This is a genomic window from Polaribacter sejongensis, from assembly GCF_038024065.1.
Classification (GTDB): Bacteria; Bacteroidota; Bacteroidia; order Flavobacteriales; family Flavobacteriaceae; genus Polaribacter; species Polaribacter sejongensis.
Window position 1 is genome coordinate 3,124,063 of sequence record NZ_CP150667.1, and the last position, 18,767, is coordinate 3,142,829.

At 31.7% G+C, this 18,767-nt stretch carries 18 protein-coding genes; 15 read left to right on the forward strand and 3 right to left on the reverse strand.

Annotated elements, in window-relative coordinates:
* From WHD08_RS12960 to WHD08_RS13010, 11 genes are all read left to right on the forward strand, one after another.
* The gene (locus tag WHD08_RS12960; protein WP_208890537.1) at positions 1-1,248 is read left to right on the forward strand and encodes a peptidase U32 family protein; all 1,248 of its coding nucleotides are present in this window, start codon (positions 1-3) and stop codon (positions 1,246-1,248) included.
* Entirely contained in the window at positions 1,248-1,478 is a 231-nt protein-coding gene (locus WHD08_RS12965) for a ferredoxin (RefSeq protein WP_165731672.1), read from the forward strand. Before WHD08_RS12960 ends, WHD08_RS12965 begins: the two co-directional genes overlap by 1 nt.
* Positions 1,479-1,855: 377 nt before the next feature.
* Positions 1,856-3,409 (forward strand): regulatory iron-sulfur-containing complex subunit RicT, encoded by a 1,554-nt coding sequence (gene ricT, locus WHD08_RS12970; RefSeq protein WP_208890536.1) that lies wholly within the window; start codon positions 1,856-1,858, stop codon positions 3,407-3,409.
* The gene (locus WHD08_RS12975) at positions 3,387-3,881 is read left to right on the forward strand and encodes a gliding motility lipoprotein GldH (RefSeq protein WP_165731674.1); all 495 of its coding nucleotides are present in this window, start codon (positions 3,387-3,389) and stop codon (positions 3,879-3,881) included. The genes ricT and WHD08_RS12975 overlap by 23 nt, the downstream gene beginning before the upstream one ends.
* 8 nt (positions 3,882-3,889) lie before the next feature.
* Complete coding sequence (locus tag WHD08_RS12980; RefSeq protein ID WP_165731675.1) at positions 3,890-6,154, forward strand: penicillin-binding protein 1A; 2,265 nt, start codon at positions 3,890-3,892, stop codon at positions 6,152-6,154.
* A gap of 135 nt (positions 6,155-6,289) precedes the next feature.
* Complete coding sequence (locus WHD08_RS12985) at positions 6,290-6,991, forward strand: CoA transferase subunit A (protein ID WP_165731676.1); 702 nt, start codon at positions 6,290-6,292, stop codon at positions 6,989-6,991.
* Positions 6,992-7,137: 146 nt separating this feature from the next.
* Positions 7,138-7,791, forward strand: a complete 654-nt coding sequence (locus WHD08_RS12990; protein ID WP_165731677.1) for a 3-oxoacid CoA-transferase subunit B — start codon at positions 7,138-7,140, stop codon at positions 7,789-7,791.
* A gap of 1 nt (position 7,792) precedes the next feature.
* Positions 7,793-8,023, forward strand: a complete 231-nt coding sequence (locus WHD08_RS12995; RefSeq protein ID WP_165731678.1) for a hypothetical protein — start codon at positions 7,793-7,795, stop codon at positions 8,021-8,023.
* A 47-nt stretch (positions 8,024-8,070) separates the two neighbouring features.
* Positions 8,071-8,832 (forward strand): exodeoxyribonuclease III, encoded by a 762-nt coding sequence (locus WHD08_RS13000; protein ID WP_165731679.1) that lies wholly within the window; start codon positions 8,071-8,073, stop codon positions 8,830-8,832.
* A gap of 8 nt (positions 8,833-8,840) precedes the next feature.
* Complete coding sequence (locus WHD08_RS13005; protein ID WP_165731680.1) at positions 8,841-10,109, forward strand: lytic transglycosylase domain-containing protein; 1,269 nt, start codon at positions 8,841-8,843, stop codon at positions 10,107-10,109.
* A 185-nt stretch (positions 10,110-10,294) separates the two neighbouring features.
* The gene (locus WHD08_RS13010) at positions 10,295-11,281 is read left to right on the forward strand and encodes a DUF4837 family protein (RefSeq protein ID WP_165731681.1); all 987 of its coding nucleotides are present in this window, start codon (positions 10,295-10,297) and stop codon (positions 11,279-11,281) included.
* Between the two features lie 121 nt (positions 11,282-11,402).
* On the opposite strand, the gene trpS is transcribed toward WHD08_RS13010, so the two are convergent.
* Positions 11,403-12,371: a tryptophan--tRNA ligase gene (gene trpS, locus WHD08_RS13015; protein WP_165731682.1), complete on the reverse strand. Its 969-nt coding sequence runs from the start codon at positions 12,369-12,371 to the stop codon at positions 11,403-11,405.
* 194 nt (positions 12,372-12,565) lie between these two features.
* Between trpS and WHD08_RS13020 the strand changes: the two genes are divergently transcribed.
* Both WHD08_RS13020 and trhA read left to right on the forward strand, forming a co-directional pair.
* The gene (locus WHD08_RS13020; protein ID WP_165731683.1) at positions 12,566-13,330 is read left to right on the forward strand and encodes a lysophospholipid acyltransferase family protein; all 765 of its coding nucleotides are present in this window, start codon (positions 12,566-12,568) and stop codon (positions 13,328-13,330) included.
* Complete coding sequence (gene trhA, locus WHD08_RS13025; RefSeq protein WP_165731684.1) at positions 13,327-13,965, forward strand: PAQR family membrane homeostasis protein TrhA; 639 nt, start codon at positions 13,327-13,329, stop codon at positions 13,963-13,965. Before WHD08_RS13020 ends, trhA begins: the two co-directional genes overlap by 4 nt.
* A 3-nt stretch (positions 13,966-13,968) precedes the next feature.
* Here the strand turns inward: trhA and WHD08_RS13030 are convergent, their stop codons facing one another.
* Complete coding sequence (locus WHD08_RS13030; protein ID WP_165731685.1) at positions 13,969-14,442, reverse strand: CYTH domain-containing protein; 474 nt, start codon at positions 14,440-14,442, stop codon at positions 13,969-13,971.
* Between the two features lie 46 nt (positions 14,443-14,488).
* Complete coding sequence (locus WHD08_RS13035; RefSeq protein ID WP_208890535.1) at positions 14,489-15,466, reverse strand: class I SAM-dependent methyltransferase; 978 nt, start codon at positions 15,464-15,466, stop codon at positions 14,489-14,491.
* Between the two features lie 192 nt (positions 15,467-15,658).
* Here WHD08_RS13035 and WHD08_RS13040 point away from each other — a divergent pair, with 192 nt between their 5' ends.
* Together WHD08_RS13040 and recO are read left to right on the forward strand one after the other, a co-directional pair.
* Complete coding sequence (locus WHD08_RS13040) at positions 15,659-17,989, forward strand: hypothetical protein (RefSeq protein WP_208890534.1); 2,331 nt, start codon at positions 15,659-15,661, stop codon at positions 17,987-17,989.
* A 1-nt stretch (position 17,990) separates the two neighbouring features.
* A complete protein-coding gene (recO, locus tag WHD08_RS13045) occupies positions 17,991-18,713 on the forward strand; it encodes a DNA repair protein RecO (protein WP_165731688.1) in 723 nt (240 codons plus the stop codon).
* The last annotated feature ends 54 nt before the right edge of the window (positions 18,714-18,767 follow it).

Genomic DNA, 18,767 nt, shown 5'->3' on the forward strand with positions numbered 1-18,767 from the left:
ATGCAAAAAATCGAATTAATGGCGCCAGCCGGTAATTTTGAATCTATGCAAGCTGCTTTAGATAATGGTTGCGATTCTATTTATTTTGGGGTAGAGCAACTAAATATGCGTGCAAGAGCTTCTGTTAATTTTACTTTAGATGATTTAGAAGAGATTTCTAAAAGATGTTCAGAAAAAAATGTGAGAACATATCTTACATTAAATACCATAGTTTATGATCATGATCTATCAATAGTAAAAACATTGATAAAACGCGCAAAAGAAGCAAATATTACGGCGGTAATTGCCATGGATCAAGCCGTAATTTCTATGGCGAGAGAACAACAAATGGAAGTGCACATTTCTACGCAAATCAATATTACAAACATAGAAACTGTAAAGTTTTACGCTCTTTTTGCAGATACTATTGTTTTAAGTAGAGAGTTGAGTTTACGACAAGTAAAAAAGATTACAGAAGCAATTGAGAAAGATCAAATAAAAGGACCTTCAGGTAGGTTGGTTGAAATTGAAATTTTTGGTCATGGAGCTTTGTGTATGGCGGTTTCGGGTAAATGTTATATGAGTTTGCATTCTTCAAATTCATCAGCAAACAGAGGTGCTTGTAAACAAAATTGCAGAAAAAAATATACGGTTATCGATCAGGAAACTGGTTTTGAAATGGAGTTGGATAATGAATACATAATGTCTCCAAAAGATTTGTGTACGATTGATTTTTTAGACCAAGTTGCAGATGCCGGAATAAAAGTTTTAAAGATAGAAGGTAGAGGAAGAGCACCAGAATATGTTGCCAAAGTAATTAAATGTTACAGAGATGCTATTGATAGTTTGGCAAACGGAACCTACGATAAAGCAAAAGTAATTTCTTGGATGCAAGAGCTAGAGAAAGTTTACAATCGTGGTTTTTGGAACGGATATTATTTAGGTCAGAAATTAGGAGAATGGAGTAAAGAGTCTGGTTCTCATGCAACGCAAAAGAAAGTCTACTTAGGGAAAGGAGAACATTATTTTGACAAAGCAAAAATCGGTCAGTTTAAAATTGATGCGTATGATGTTGCTTTAGGCGATACAATTCTAATAACCGGGCCAACAACAGGAGCACAAGAAATGGAAGTTAAGCAAATGTTTGTGAATGATGTTGCGGCTGAAAAAGCAACCAAAGGAGACGAAGTTACCATGAAATTAGATTTCAAAATAAGAAGAAGCGACAAGTTATATAAGATTGTAAAAACAGAATTCGCACAGAACTAATGGTAGTAATTACATTACAAAGAAACAAATGTATTGGTTGTAATTATTGTGTAGAAGTTGCTCCAAGTCAGTTTCAGATGTCAAAAAAAGACGGAAAATCTGTGTTATTACATTCCATAGAGAAGAAAGGTTTTTTCACTATAAAATCTTTTGACGAATCTATTTTTTATCCTTCTTTAGAAGCTAAAAAAGCATGTCCTGTAAAAATTATTGAAGTAAAACAAGTTTAAGAATTACATAAGATAAGTTTTAAAATAAAGTCCTCATCTATTGAGGGCTTTTTTTTGTTAAAAAAAGAGGTTTTTACACGAATACTAATTAAACCCATGCAAATACTAAACGGATTAAGAAGTAAACAATTTTTCAGACTACATTTGAAGTATCAATAAATTAAAAACTAGTTTTGTTAACTTTCATAAAGCTATTTTTTCATTCTTTGAGAATGCGTATATTTACGAATTAGTGAAGATGAGGCGGTGTGTTAGTATCTGCTTGATAATCAATTTATGAACCAAGAGGTTTTTAGGTTTTATAGCGATGTTTTTAGTGGATTTGCTGCTAATAATAAACTTTAAAGACTATCAACTATAAAAATATATATACTTACATGGCATGTGGAAGTTGTGGTACAACAGAAAATGGAGTACCAAAAGGTTGCAAGAGTAATGGTAATTGTGGGTCAGGAACCTGCGGAAGTGGTAGTAATAAACTAGCCGTTTTTGATTGGTTGTCTAACATGACGTTACCAAGCGGACAAGAAAGATTTAATATTTTTGAAGTCCGTTTTAAAAACGGAAGGAAACATTTTTATACAAACCCAGATAATTTACCCATCACTATGGGAGATATTGTGGCGGTAGAAGGATCTCCAGGACATGATATTGGTACGGTTTCTCTGGCAGGAGAGTTGGTAAAAGTGCAAATGAAAAAACGCAAAATTACCGCAGATCATGAAGATGTAAAGAAAATTTACAGAAAAGCGAGTCAGAGAGATATCGATATTTGGCAAGAGGCAAGAGGGAAAGAAGAAGAAACGCAAAGAAAAGGTAGAGAAATTCTAGGTCGTTTAGGTTTACAAATGAAATTGTCTGATGTAGAATATCAAGGTGATGGAAACAAAGCTACATTTTATTATACAGCAGATACAAGAGTAGATTTTAGACAGTTAATTAGAGATTTAGCAAGTGCTTTTTCTATTCGTGTAGAAATGAAACAAGTAGGTGCAAGACAGGAAGCTGCGCGTTTAGGTGGTGTTGGTTCTTGTGGTAGAGAATTATGTTGTTCTACTTGGTTAACAGATTTTAGAAAAGTAACAACATCTGCGGCACGTTATCAGCAATTATCTTTAAATCCGCTAAAGTTAGCAGGACAATGTGGTAAACTAAAGTGTTGTTTAAATTTTGAATTAGACACGTATTTAGATGCTTTAAAATCATTTCCGAAACAAGATTTGGTATTAAAAACCGAAAAAGGAGATGCTGTTTTTGTAAAGATGGATATTTTTAAGAACCATCTTTGGTATACCTACAAAGAAGAACGTTTTAAATGGTTTAGACTTACGTTAGAACAAGTTTTAGAAATCATAGCGCTTAATAAAAATAATGAAAAATCTATTTCGTTAGAAGAATATGAAGCGGATGTAGAAATTCCTGTAAAAGTAGATTTCGAAGATGCTGTTGGGCAAGATAGTTTAACGCGTTTTGATGCTCCTAAAACAAGCAATCGTAAGAGAAGAAATAAGAAAAAACCGGCGGCAGTTGCTAATAATAATTCCAATAAGCCAAGGACAAGGTCTAACCCAAATCAAAAACCAAATCCTAACGAAAAGCCGAACAATAACCAAAAGCCGAACCCAAATCAGAAAAGAAAGCCACAGGCTAAGAAACAACCAAATACAAATCCAAATCAGAAGCCTAAAGCCAAACTGAATCCGAATGCAAATGCAAACCCAAATCAGAAGGCTAATGCAAACACTCAGCCTAAACCAAGGCCACAAAGAAAACCCAGACCGAAACCTCAAGGAGATGTAAAGAAACCTGAAGGAGAATCTAAGGATATAAAAAAGCCAGAAGGTGAAGTTAAAAAGGTAAATAAGCCAAGAAGAAATAATAGAAACCGTAAAAATAATAACCCTAAAAATGACAACAATTCTGAAAAGTAATCCTTTTTTAATTGTTTTAGGATCTCTTTTATTGCTGTTTTCTTGTGATGATAAATCAGATTTTAATCTATATAAATCAATAGATAATGATGGTTGGAAAGCGAATGAGAAAATATTTTTTGAGTTTGATGTAAAAGACACTATTTCTCCAAAAAATCTATTTATCAATATTAGAAATAATAATGAGTATGCCTATAGTAATTTGTACCTTATTACAGAGCTTGTTTTTCCTAATGAAACAAAGGTTGTAGATACTTTACAATACGAAATGGCAGATAAAACAGGACGTTTTTTAGGTGTTGGTTTTACAGAGATTAAAGAAAATAAATTATTTTATAAAGAAAAAAAGGCATTTCCAGTTTCTGGAAATTATACATTTAATGTGCGCCATGCAATGCGTAAAAATGGAGAAGTAAAACCAATTGAATTTTTAAAAGGAATTCAGGATGTTGGTTTTAGCATAGAAAATTAAATTAGAAAATGACACAGAAGAAAACGACAGATTTTAAAAAATATATTAAATGGTTTTGGTTGCTAGTCCTAGGTGGATTTGCATCAATATTATTATTGTTTTTAATTGCTTCTTGGGGTGGTTTAGGAAAATTACCAACGTTTGAAGAGTTAGAGAATCCAGAAAATAACTTAGCTACAGAAATTATTTCTTCAGATGGTAAAACATTGGGTAAATATGCTACAGAAAATAGAACACCTATTAAATTTACTGATTTACCAGATAATTTAATAAAAGCATTAGTAGCAACGGAAGATGAACGTTTTTTTGAGCATTCTGGTATCGATTTTAAAGGAACTGCAAGAGCTATCTTAAAACCCGGAAGTGGAGGTGCTAGTACAATTACACAGCAATTAGCAAAAATGTTATTTACTGGTAGAGCTTCTAGAAATATCTTTCTAAGAGTTGGTCAAAAAGTAAAAGAATGGGTGGTTGCTACAAAATTAGAAAGACAGTATACTAAAAACGAAATTCTTACAATGTACTTAAATAAGTACGATTTTATAAACCAAGCAGTTGGTATTCGTTCTGCAGCTCGTATTTATTTTGGTAAAGAACCAAAAGAATTAGAGGTGCAAGAATCTGCAATGTTGGTAGGGATGTTAAAAAATGCATCACTATTTAATCCTTTAAGAAGAGCTGAACGTGTAAAAAATCGTAGGGATGTTGTGTTAAAACAAATGAACCGTAGCGAATTTATTTCAGAACAAGAAAAAGATTCTTTACAGGCATTAGATTTAGGTTTAGATATTCATAAAGAAGGACATAGTGATGGTTCTGCAACTTATTTTAGAACGTATTTACAAAAATATTTAAGAAAATGGGTAGAGGAAAATCCGAAACCAAATGGAGAAGAATACAATATTTTTAGAGACGGTTTAAAGATTTATGTAACTATAGATTCTAGAATGCAAAAATATGCGGAAGAAGCTATTGAAGAACATATGTCTAATTTACAGTCTTACTTTTTTACAGAACAAAAAAGAAACAAAACAGCACCTTTTTATGATATAAAAGAATCTGAAATTAACAGAATTTTAGAAAGAGCTAAGAAAAACTCAGATAGATATAAGCGATTAAAAATTGCAGGAAAATCTAATAAGTATATTGATGAAGTTTTCAAAACAAAAACAGAAATGAGTGTTTTTTCTTGGAAAGGTGATATTGATACTATTATGTCTCCAATAGATTCTGTAAGATATTATAAATACTTTTTACGTGCTGGATTGTTATCTATTGAGCCACAATCTGGTCATATTAAAGCTTGGGTAGGAGGTGTTAATAACAAACATTTTAAATATGATGCTGTTGCGCAACAGAAAAGGCAAGTAGGTTCTACCTTTAAGCCATTTGTATATGCTGCTGCAATTAATCAATTAAAACTATCTCCTTGCGATGAGTTTCCAAACATACCTTATACAATTCCAAAAGGAAAATATGGAATACCTAAAGCTTGGACTCCAGAAAATGCAAGTAGAAAGTATGGTGGAATGCTAAGTTTAAAAGATGGTTTAGCGGGTTCTGTAAATACAATGTCTGCAAGATTAATAGATATGGTTGGTCCAGAAAATGTAGTGCGTTTAGCAAAATCTGCTGGTATAGAAAGTGATATCCCTGCAAACCCTTCTATTGCATTAGGAGCCGTAGATTTATCATTATTAGAAATGGTAAGTGCCTATTCTACATTTGCAAATCAAGGTTTACGAGTTGCACCAATGATTTTAACAAGAATCGAAGATAAAAATGGAACTGTTTTAGAAGAATTTACACCAGAAACGAAAGAAGTTTTAAGCGAAGAATCTGCTTACGTTGTGTTAGATTTATTAAAGGGAGTTACCCAATCTGGTTCTGGTGTTCGTTTACGTTTGACTTGGAAAAGAGCAGATTATATTACAGGTAATCCTTATGGATTTAAAAATCCAATTGCTGGTAAAACAGGGACTACTCAAAATCAATCAGATGGTTGGTTTATGGGGATTGTACCTAATTTAGCAACAGGTGTTTGGACTGGTGGAGAAGATAGAGCAACTCATTTTGCAGGTATTGCAAAAGGACAAGGGGCTACAATGGCTTTACCTTCTTGGGCATTATATATGCAAAAAGTATATGCAGATGAAACGTTAAATGTGAGTAAGGAAGATTTTGAAAAACCAGCTAATTTATCAATCAATATCGACTGTAATGATACATCTGATGATGAGGATACTCCTATAGATGTAGATACCGATTTTTAGTATAGAAAGAGTTTCCTAAGTTTTTAGGAGATTCTTTATTTCAATAAATTCTTTATTTTGTGCTAAATTTATTTTTTAGTAAATTACAAGAATGTCACTTCGCGCATAGTCGGGAAGCTCTAAAACACGAACATTATGATCAATAAAAAGGTAAAAAACGTAGAAGATGCTTTAAAAGGCGTTAAAAATGGAATGACTTTTATGTTGGGTGGTTTTGGTTTATGTGGAATCCCAGAAAATGCAATTTCAGAACTTGTAAAACTAGATATTAGAAATGTTACTTGTATTTCTAATAATGCAGGTGTAGATGATTTTGGTTTAGGCTTATTGCTTCAAAATAAACAAATCAAAAAAATGATTTCTTCTTATGTAGGAGAAAATGATGAGTTTGAACGGCAAATGTTATCTGGAGAGTTAGAAGTAGAGTTAACTCCACAAGGAACGTTAGCAGAAAAATGTAGAGCTGCACAAGCTGGTTTTCCTGCATTTTATACACCTGCAGGTTACGGAACAGAAGTTGCAGAAGGAAAAGAAACCAGAGAGTTTGATGGCAAAATGTATGTTTTAGAGCCTGCTTTTAAAGCCGATTTTGCCTTTGTAAAAGCTTGGAAAGGTGATGCAGCAGGTAATTTAATCTTTAAAGGAACTTCTAGAAATTTTAATCCGAATATGTGTGGCGCCGCAACAATTACAGTGGCTGAAGTAGAAGAGATGGTTGAGGTTGGAGAACTAGATCCAAACAATATTCATATTCCTGGAATATTTGTACAACGTATTTTTCAAGGTAAAGATTACGAGAAAAGGATTGAACAAAGAACGGTGCGTAATCGCGAATAATTATTCGTTTGTTATTCCTGCGTAGACAGGAATCGATACTGTATTAATTTTAAATTAATGATAAAGTTCTGTTTTTACAGGAATAACATGAGATCGAATTAATACATTTTCTAATTATCAAATCTATTAATCATCAAATTAATAATATGTTAGACAAAATAGGAATCGCAAAGCGAATCGCACAAGAAGTTCAAAACGGATTTTATGTGAACTTAGGTATTGGTATTCCAACCTTGGTTGCAAATTACGTCCGTGAAGGTATTGAGGTTGAGTTTCAAAGTGAAAATGGTGTTCTAGGAATGGGACCTTTTCCTTTTGATGGTGAAGAGGATGCAGATATTATAAATGCAGGGAAACAAACGATTACAACGATGCCTGGAGCAAGTTTTTTCGATTCTTCTATGAGTTTTGCTATGATTCGTGGGAAACATGTAGATTTAACAATATTAGGAGCAATGGAAGTTGCAGAAAATGGTGATATTGCCAACTGGAAAATTCCGGGTAAAATGGTAAAAGGAATGGGAGGCGCAATGGATTTAGTTGCATCTGCAGAAAATATTATTGTTGCCATGATGCACACCAATAAACGTGGTGAGTCTAAAATTTTAAAGAAATGTTCTTTGCCTTTAACGGGAGTTGGTTGTGTAACAAAAATAGTAACAAACTTAGCATTTTTAGAAGTAAGAGATAATGTGTTTCACTTGTTAGAAAGAGCTCCTGGTGTTTCTGTAGAAGATATTAAGAATGCAACAGAAGGAACATTGGTAGTTAATGGAGAAATACCAGAAATGAAGTTTTAAAATGAATTTATTTAAGAAAACATATTGGTTAATTTATCCAATTCTTATTGTAGTATTTATGTTCATTTTTGATCAATTATATACAATGGATAACTTCCTTTTAAAAGGAGGTATTTGTGCCGTTTTAGCATTTATAATATCGCCAAGAAAAAAAATAATTCTAACTCAAACAGGAAAAAAAAAGCAGATTACTTGGATATTTTTAAAGGATCCAATAGTGCTAGAACAATAAATTAAAAATAAGAGTGTTTTCCTTTATCAGGAAATTAAAAAGCATACATGAAGATAATATCATACAACGTAAACGGAATTAGAGCCGCATTAAAAAAAGGATTTTTAGATTGGTTAGAAGCCGCAAATCCAGATGTAATTTGCATACAAGAAACCAAAGCACATAAAGAACAATTAGATCTTACCGATTTTGAAAATGCAGGTTACCCATATCATTATTGGTTTTCTGCACAGAAAAAAGGATACTCTTCTGTAGCTATTTTTTGTAAAGAAAAACCAAATCATATTGAGTATGGAACTGGAATTGAATCTATGGATTTTGAAGGTAGAAATTTACGTGTAGACTTCGATGGTGTTTCTGTAATGAGCTTGTATTTACCTTCTGGTACTAATTCTGAAAGATTAGACTTTAAGTTTAAATACATGGATGAATTTCAAGAATACATCAATAATTTAAAACTCGAAATTCCGAATTTAGTAATCTGTGGAGATTATAATATTTGTCATGAAGAAATTGATATTCACAATCCAAAAATGAAAAATGTTTCTGGCTTTTTACCAGTAGAAAGAACATGGATTGGTGAATTTATTAAGAACGGATTTATAGATAGTTTTCGTTTTTTAAATCAAGAAAAACAAGAATATTCTTGGTGGAGTTACAGGGCAAATTCTAGAGCAAATAATAAAGGTTGGCGTTTAGATTATGCGATGGTTTCAGAACCTTTAAAAGAAAAAATTTCTAGAGCCTATATTTTACCAGAAGCAAAACATTCTGACCATTGCCCAATTGCAGTAGAACTCGACATTTAAAACAAAACATGAATAAATTAATTATATTCCTCCTTTTTACTAGTACTATTTTTTCTCAAATAAAAAAAGACACCTTAAAAGAGCCTGTTAGAAAAAGTTTTTTTTCTGATGCTGATTTAGATGCAATTGATAGCTTATTAGTTGATGAAAAATTTAATTCGGCTTTAGTAGATTCGTTAAGTTATGTAATAAATGATATAGATATTATAGGAAACACAAGCACTGTTTTAACAACAGATTTATTAAAATTACGTCTTACTGCTTTAAATAATAAAACGCCTTTTAATTTAGCGTTTAATCCTTCTTTAGAACAAGTAATTAATAGTTATTTATTGCATCGTAAAAGATACTATCCAGCTTTAATGGCAAAAGCAAAATACTATTTTCCAATGTTCGAGCAATATCTAGATCAATATGATATTCCTTTAGAAATGAAGTATTTGGCTATTGTAGAGTCTGCTTTAAGACCAAAAATTAAGTCTGGAGCTGGTGCAACAGGTTTGTGGCAATTTATGTATGGCACAGGAGTAGAGTTCGATTTAAAAGTGAGTTCTTATGTAGATGAGCGCCAAGACCCGGTAAAAGCAACCATTGCTGCTTGTAAATATTTAAGTCAGTTATTTACTGTTTTTGGAGATTGGGATTTAGCTTTAGCAGCTTACAATTCTGGACCTGGAAATGTAAGAAAAGCAATAAAGCGTTCTGGAGGATATACAAATTATTGGAATATAAGGCCTTATTTGCCGAGAGAAACTGCAAGTTATGTGCCTGCTTTTTATGCAACGATGTATATTTTTGAATATGCAAATGAACATAATATTTATTCTGAACTTCCACAGTTTTTTAATTTTCAGACAGATACAATTCATGTTAAAAGAACCATTAGTTTCGATCAAATTTCAGAGAAGATCGCTATTGATGAAGAGGTGTTGTCTGAGTTAAATCCGTCTTATAAATTGGATATTATTCCTTTTGTAGAAGATAAAAAATATGCTTTAATATTACCAAGTAACAAGATTATTGAGTTTTTAGATAAGGAAAAAGAAATTTATGCTTTGGCAGATACAGATGATGCGCAAAGAGAAAAACCTTTACCTAAGTATTTCGAAATGGATCAACGTATCCGTTACAGAGTAGTTAATGGAGATTTTTTAGGTAAAATAGCAAATAAATTTGGCGTTCGAGTAAGTGATCTAAAACGTTGGAATAGTTTAAAAACAAGCCGATTAAAAATAGGGCAAAGATTGTCTGTTTATCCTAAAAAGTTAGGGAAATAGTCTCTGTATAAAGAGACAGTAAAGTATTAAAACAGAACAGAAAAAATACATTGTAAACCTGCTGTAAAGTATTTCTGATAAACATTTTTGTTTTTCTTAGAAATACTTTAAAAGTGGAACAGTATTTGGAGTGTTAAACTTTTAGAAGTTAGAACCAACTTTATAACATAAAAATAACTAAACTCATGAAAAAAATATTTACGCTACTTGCATTTACAGTTTTATTTACCTCATGTGGTGGAGGTAATGATAAAATTACTTTACGATCATCTGTTGGTAAAGTAAACAAAGTAATGGTAGTTACTAAAGCTAGTGATTGGGCTGGTGATATTGGTAAAGAAATAAGAAATTCTTTTGGAGAATTGATGGTCGGTTTGCCACAACCAGAGCCTCTTTTATCTGTTTCTCAAGTGGCTCCTAATGGTTTTGGAAAGATGATGCAAGCTGGTAGAAATATTATGGTTATTGGTGTTGCCGATGAAGAGAAATATTTTGTTAGAAACAATGTTTATGCACAACCACAGACTATTGTTTATGTGTATGCTAAAGACAAAGAAGGCGTTGTAAACTTGTTTAAAAAACATCATGAAGAAATTATTAAAACCTTTATCGAGTCGGATGTTAAAATGCTTCAAAATTTGTTTCGCAAAAATAAATTAGATGATTCTCAATTTAAAACACTTCAAAATTTAGGAATTTCATTAACCATCAATAATAAATTTAACATCGTAGATGATACGGGAGATTTTTTATGGTTACGTCAGCATTTATCAAGCGGAATTGCAAAAACAGGAAGTAATAATATTTTAGTGTATTCTGTTCCTTTAGATGATGAAACACAAGTTTCTGATAGTATTGTAGCTGTTAGAAATAGAATTGGAAAGAAATACATACCAGGTTCAGATCCAGAAACCATGCACATGATTACAGAAAAAGCATATACTCCTTTTACCTTTGATGCAACTATAGATGGTAAAAAAGCGTATGAAACTAGAGGGAAGTGGGAAGTTAAAAACGATTTTATGGCAGGACCATTTTTAAACTATACAGTGGTGGATAAAAAGAACAACCGATTAATTATTTTTGAAGGGTTCACTTACGCTCCTTCTGTTAATAAAAGAGCATTTTTGTTTGAGTTGGAAGCAACTGCAAAATCTATGAAGATTAAATAAATAAAAGTACTTTATAAATATAAAAAAATCCGAAAGCAACTGCTTTCGGATTTTTTTATGTAATTCAACCCAAATTTAATTAAAAATGAATTCTCATATATTTTTTACGGATTTTATTCCGTTAGTAACCAATTTTTGCTCTCACTCTTTTTAGAACACCGTTAGCAACAACAGTTGCCTTTTCTGCTCCAATTTTTAAAGCCTCATCAAGTTCATGCTTATTTTCCATATAATGATTGTAGCGGTCTCTTATTGGAGAGAATTGCTCAAGAATCAATTCATATAAAGCTTGTTTTGCATGACCATAACCGTAATTACCACCTTCGTAATTAGCTCTCATGGTTGCTGTTTGTTCTTCGGTTGCAAGTAATTTATACAAAGCAAAAACATTATCGGTATCAGGGTTTTTAGGATCTTCTAAACCTAAACTATCTGTTTTAATAGACATTACTTGTTTTCTTAACTTTTTGTCTGGTAAGAAAATATTGATAAGATTATTTCTAGATTTACTCATTTTTTCACCATCAATTCCGGGAACTAATTTTGTGTTTTCTTGTATTCCTGGTTGTGGCGGAACCAATGTTTCTCCCACGATATTGTTAAACCTATTAGCAACATCACGGGTCATTTCTAAATGCTGTAATTGATCTTTACCAACTGGTACAATCTCTGCATCATATAATAAAATATCTGCAGCCATTAACATTGGGTAGGTAAATAAACCTGCATTAACATCTCCTAATCTATCAGCTTTATCTTTAAATCCGTGTGCTAAAGTTAGTCTTTGATACGGGAAAAAACAGCTTAAATACCACGTTAATTCTGTTGTTTGTGGTATATCACTTTGTCTGTAAAATATAGTTTTATTAATGTCTAATCCACAAGCAAGCCAAGTAGCAGCAACACTATACGTGTTTTCTCTTAATTCTTTTCCATCTTTAATCTGGGTTAAAGAATGCATATCTGCAATAAATATAAAAGATTCATTTCCTGGACTATTTGCCATCTTTATTGCTGGTAAAATAGCTCCTAATAAATTTCCTAAATGTGGAGTTCCTGTACTTTGTACACCTGTTAAAATTCTAGACATTATATTGTTTTTATCTTTTTTTTGATGGAGAGCTTCTCATTACTCTCTGCAATTACAAAAATAAGGTTTTGTTTAAGAAAACCTATCAAACAAAAGAATATTAGTATTTTTGTTTCTTAAGTAGCATTTAGGATAGTAACTTTATTCTCTTAAGTGATTACTATTTAAATAATCAAGCAACTTTTATTGATTCTATGAAGTACCTTAAAATTCCTTTTCTTTTAATTTGGCGCTTGTGGTTTTACCTTTTAATGATTGTAACAATTTTAGTGATGTCACCACTTTTATTGTTATTTACTTTTAAAGAAGAGCATTACCATATTTTTTGGAGAATCGCTAGAGTTTTATCTAAAGTGCTAATTTACGGAATGGGGTTTCGTTTAGATGTGCAATTTGATGAAGAATTAGAACCTAATAAAAGTTATATGTTTTGCCCCAATCATACTTCTTTAATGGATCCTTTTGTTTTGATTGCCATCAGTAAAAACCCTATTGTATTTGTTGGTAAGCAAGAGTTGGTTAAAATTCCTGTTTTTGGTTTTTTTTATAAACGAGTGGTTATTATGGTAGATAGAAATAATCCGGAAAGTAGAAGAAGAGTTTTTAGCATGGCTAAAAAGAGATTGCAAAACGGCGTAAGTATGGCTATTTTTCCTGAAGGATTAGTGCCTGAGGAAGATGTAATTTTAGCACCATTTAAAAAAGGAGCTTTTAGTTTAGCTATAGAGTTTGAGATACCAATTGTACCACAAGTTTATTACGATTGTAAACGGTTGTTTTCTTGGAACGTTTTTAAAGGTGGTATGGGAGTTTTTAGAGTGCGCCAGCACAATTTTATTGCTACAAAAGGATTGTCTATAAAAGAAAGAGATCAGTTAAAAGACAAAACATTCAATATCATTTACAACGATTTGGCAAATGATAAAAAGTTTATGAAAGATACAAATAGCACAAAATGAATGTAAAATTAAATCCCGGATATTCAGAAACAGAAGAACGCTTAAATGTTTGGTCTCATGGTTTAGGATTGCTTGCAAGTGTTATTGCTTTTCCTTTTTTAATTGTAAAAGCATCCAACTATACTAACTTTTGGGAGGTTACAAGTTTTGTGATTTATGGGTTGAGTTTAATTGTTTTATATGCAGCTTCTACATTTTATCATGCAGCAAAAAATCCGAAGAAAAGAAGACGGTTAAATATTTTTGACCATGCGGCTATTTATGCTTTAATTGCTGGGAGTTATACCCCTTTTTGCTTGGTCGCTTTAAATTCTGATTTAGGTTGGTATATGTTTATAGCTGTTTGGGTTTTTGCCTTAACAGGTATTATTTTAAAGCTATTTTTTACAGGAAGGTTCGATAAAATTTCTACAGCAATGTATCTTTTAATGGGGTGGCAAGTAGTGTTTTTCATAAAACCTTTAATGGTTGCTTTACCCACTTTTAATTTAAATTTATTAATTGGTGGAGGAGTTTTTTACACCATCGGAGCTATTTTATATTCCATTAAAAAGATACCATATAACCACGCCATTTTTCACGTATTTGTTTTATTGGGCAGTATCAGTCATTTTATAGCAATTTACTACTTGTAGTTTTTAAATCCAGTCTTTAAAAGGATGTTTACTAATGCTAGAATTATAGTATTTTACATCCCCAGTAACTTCTTGGTCTAACCAATTTGGTTTTATAAAAGTTTCAGTTTCTGAGTTTAATTCTACTTCTGCAACCGTTAAACCTTGGTTGTCGCCATAAAATTCATCCACCTCATAAGTGTGATCACCAACTTTAACCAAATATCTTGTTTTATCAATAATACTTGGTTCGCACAATAAAAGTAAACTTTCGGCTTCCGATTTTTCAATTTCCTTTTCCCACTCAAAACGGGTTGTTCCTGTAGCGTTAGATTTTCCTTTAATAGTCATAAAAGCTTTTTCATCGGATATTCTAACTCTTACAGTTCTGTTTTTATCAGAATTTAAATACCCTTGTTTAATACTTTTTTGAGCATAACTTTCACTTTTAAAATCGTCATTTTTCACTAAAAATTTTCTTTCTATTTCTAAACTCATAAAATGGATGTTTTTTGCTGTAATTTAAGTATTGTAATAAATAGTGTTATTTTTTATTCTGATAAATGCCAAACACAAAATCAGATTGGTTTTCTTTTAGATACTTGTCTTCTAGGGCAAAAAGGTTGTTTAAAACTTGTTCTTTTTCGGTGTCTAATTCGTAAAAGTGATGAGAAATATCTCTAAGTGTGCTCATCAATAAATTATTTCCATAAGGTCTTTCTATAAGGGTGTTATAATGTTTGTGAATTGCCGGAATAATACTCTCAGAATCTACGCATTCAGAAGGGTCTGCTATAATCATTCGAAGTACACCAACGCCTCGGTATTTATTTTTATGTTGCTTACTTTTAAACCGTGTTCTAAATTTCTTAGGAATAGATTTTAACGCTTCATTGATGGCTGTAATTTGTGTTTTAGAAAACTGATGCCTTGTTGCGCCTACAAATTCATTAATTATAAGCAATCCATCTGGCTTTAATACTTTTTGTATGCTACCGGATAATAAAGAGTCTATTTTATCAAAATGATGTAAAGAAGCTTTAAAGAATATAACATCAAAATCATTTTCTTTAAACTCAAAATCATCAATGTTTTTAGCAATAAATTTAATGTTTGTTAGACCATTTTTTGCTGCTTTTTTCGCTGCTTTTTGTAGTAAGTTGTCAGCAATATCTAAACAAACAACTTCTTTAAAAATGGTATTGTTTTTAGCCAATTCAATTTCTGGATTGCAAATACCAGAACCTAAAGAAAGAAGCCTTAGGTTGGTTTTGTCTTTCAAAAAATCATCCGTAAGAAATTGAATATAACCTATATTTTTATCACCAGAAATTAAAAGATTCCATCGTTCTACAACCTTAGGAATAGACCAAAAGTTAGAAGAAATAGAGGCAGTATTGTTAAAAGCACTTTTTGTTCTACCTTCTTTGTTAAACGTAAACTTAGAAAAGAAAAACTTGCTACCTCGTTGTATTGCTTTAAAATACGTGTCTATAAAGTCATCTAAAGTAATCAGTTTCATATTCTATTTTACAATTGGTACAAAAATACTTTTTTAAAATAAACTGTCATCCTCTATAAGTATTCTTTTTAGTTAGATTATTTATAACAAATTAGAATATATCTTAGAAATAGGGTTTAAAAGTGTACTAATACTAGCATGTTTACGTTTAATGATAAAAAAGAAATATCTTTGAGATATTAAACTTAATCGATGAAAAAACTCTTTATACTTTCTATCTTATTTTTCTCAGTATCGTTTTCTGCTCAGACAGATTATAGTGCTTCTTGGGAAGACTTTTATTCTTACAACAATGTAAAAGATTTTGTGAAGGTAGATGATGTAATTTATGCCTTATCAGACAATGCTGTTTTTACGTATGATGTGGTTACAAAAGAGATTGAAAAACTGTCTTCCGTACAAGGTTTGTCTGGAGAAACTACAAGCTCTATTCATTATAATAGTGCTTTTAGAAGGCTTGTAATTGGTTATGAAAACGGATTGGTAGAGGTTGTAGATGAGGATGGTATCATAACTATTTCTTCGGATATTGTTAGTTTTAATCAATCTGGAGAGAAAAGTATCAACGATATTACAGAGTATAATGGCAAACTGTATTTGTCTACGCCATTTGCTATTGTAGTATATGATATTGATAGATTAGAGTTTGGAGACACCTATTTTATTGGTTCGGGTTCTAGTGCTATAAGGATTAATGCAACGACTGTTTTAAATGATGTTATTTATGCAGCTACCGAAGACGGAATTTATACAGCCGATATAAACAATACATCGTTGATAGATTTTAATAATTGGAATCAGCAATTTAACGGCAATTATTTTAAGGAATTAGTAACGTTTAATAATAAGGTATTTACAATTTCCGGATCGAAATTATATGAAATAAATGGAAGTGTTTTAAATGAAAGAAGAGATTTTTCTCAACCCATTATTTCTATTAAAAGTTCAGCCTCTTTTTTAACGGTTACTTTAGGTCAAAATTCTGTAATTTTTGATACTGCTTTAAATACCGCTTTTCAATTTAACACCACACCAGATTTCAACTTTACGCTTAACAATTCTTTTTTTGAAGATGATACCATTTTTTTAGCAACCACAGAATTTGGTGTTTTGCAAAGTAATAGTACTAGCGTCGATTATTTAGAAATTCACCCAGAAGGACCTTTAGAAAATGATGTGTTTTCAATAGCAGCGAGCAATAATAATGTTTGGGTTGTTTATGGTGGTTATACAGATGTTTATGCGGTAATTCAGAATCGTAAGGGGTTTAGTCACTTTAATGGAGAAAATTGGTTAAACACTAAGTTTGATGTAAATTATCCTGTTATAGATTTAAACCATATTTCTATAGATCCAAATGCAGAAAATAGAGTATATATTAGTTCTTTTGGACAAACAGATGACATTAATAGCGTTTCTACAGGAGGTTTATTAGTGGTAGAAAATGATGAGATTAAAACATTTTATAATCACAATAACAGTAATAGTGCTATAGAAAGGAACAACCCTGATAATGCATACATAAGAGTTAGTGGTACCGTTTTCGATTCTCAAGGAAATTTATGGATTACCAATATAGGTGTAGATAACGAGTTAGTCAAATTTTCTGCAAGTGGTAATTGGTCTAATTTTGATATGAGATCTGTAGAAACAGATGCTACTAAGGCTGGTTTAAGTGAAATTGATATAGATAGCAATAATAGTCTTTGGTATGGCTCAAGAGGAAACGGAGTCTATGTTTTTAATGAGAACGGAAATAGAAAAAAAGCATTAGTTGCTACACCAAATTTAGGAAACCTTCCGGATGCAAATGTGGAAGCAGTGGCTGTGGATGGTAGTAATAGAGTTTGGATTGGTACTAGGTCTGGTTTGGTAATGTATAGTAATGCATCAGGTGTTTTTGATGATGCTACACCAAATGCAAATGCAGTAGTTATTAACGGAAACGCGGAAGGTTTTGGAGAAAGACTTTTAGGAGATCAACGGGTTAATAGCATTGTGGTAGATGGTGCAGATAATAAATGGTTTGGTACAGATAATGGTGGTGTAATTTATACCAATCCAAACGGACAAACAACTCTTGCCAATTTTAGTATGGACAATTCGCCATTACCATCTAATAAAATTGTAAAAATAGCGGTTGATGAAAGTACCGGTAAAGTTTATTTTGCAACCAACAAAGGTATTGTAGTTTATAATAGTAAGGTGGCGCCTTTTGGCGATGTTATTCCAGATATTTACGCCTACCCAAATCCTGCTTTAAAAAATCATGAAACGGTTACTATTGATGGTAGAAACGGTACACATTTACCAAAAGGAACCAACGTAAAAATAATTGATGTTGCCGGTAACTTAGTATATGAAACCAATGTGGTAGAAGGACAGGAGTTGCAAGGAGGAAAAGTAGTTTGGGATAAAAAAAACCTTGCAGGTACTAATGTCGCTTCCGGAATTTATATTGTGTTGTTATCTAATGAGGATGCAACGGAAACAGGGGTTACTAAAATTGCAATTGTAAATTAAAATGGCTGTTGTAACTACAAAAGCGATTGTTTTAAGTGCTTTAAAATTTGGAGACTCAAGCTTAATTGTAAAATGTTTTACGGAAGAAGAAGGGGTAAAGTCTTATTTAATTAGAGGTATTTTAAAAGCTAAAAAAGGAGGGTTGAAAGCAGCTTATTTTCAGCCATTAACGCAGTTAACAATTGTTGCAAGCCACAATAATAAAGGGACTTTAAATTCTATTAAAGAGGTTCAGGTTTCATACCCTTATCAAACTATCTATAGAGATATTGTGAAGCAATCTGTGGTGTTATTTTTATCTGAAGTATTGTCTTATGCAATAAAAGAAGAGGAAAAGAATGAAGGGCTTTATGAGTATTTAGAATCGGGACTTATTTGGTTGGATTTACATAATAAAATTGCAAATTTTCATTTGTTATTTTTACTGAATTTAACCCGTTTTCTTGGTTTTTATCCAGATTTGTCTGATGCTGATAAATTGGGATTTGATTTAAGCGAAGGGGTTTTCTCTGATTTAACCTCTCAAAAAAACCTCATTTCTGGTAATTATTATTACCAATTCAAAAAACTGTTAGGAATTACTTTTGATGAAATAGAAAATGTATCTTTTGGTAAACAAGAAAGACAGATCGTTTTAAAAATTATAATTCAGTATTTCGAACTACACTTAGATGGATTTCGAAAGCCAAAATCACTTCAAATTTTAGAAACTGTTTTTAGTTGATACACCAAAGTGTTCAGCTAAAAAGACTCAAGACCACTTCGCTAAAAGATACAA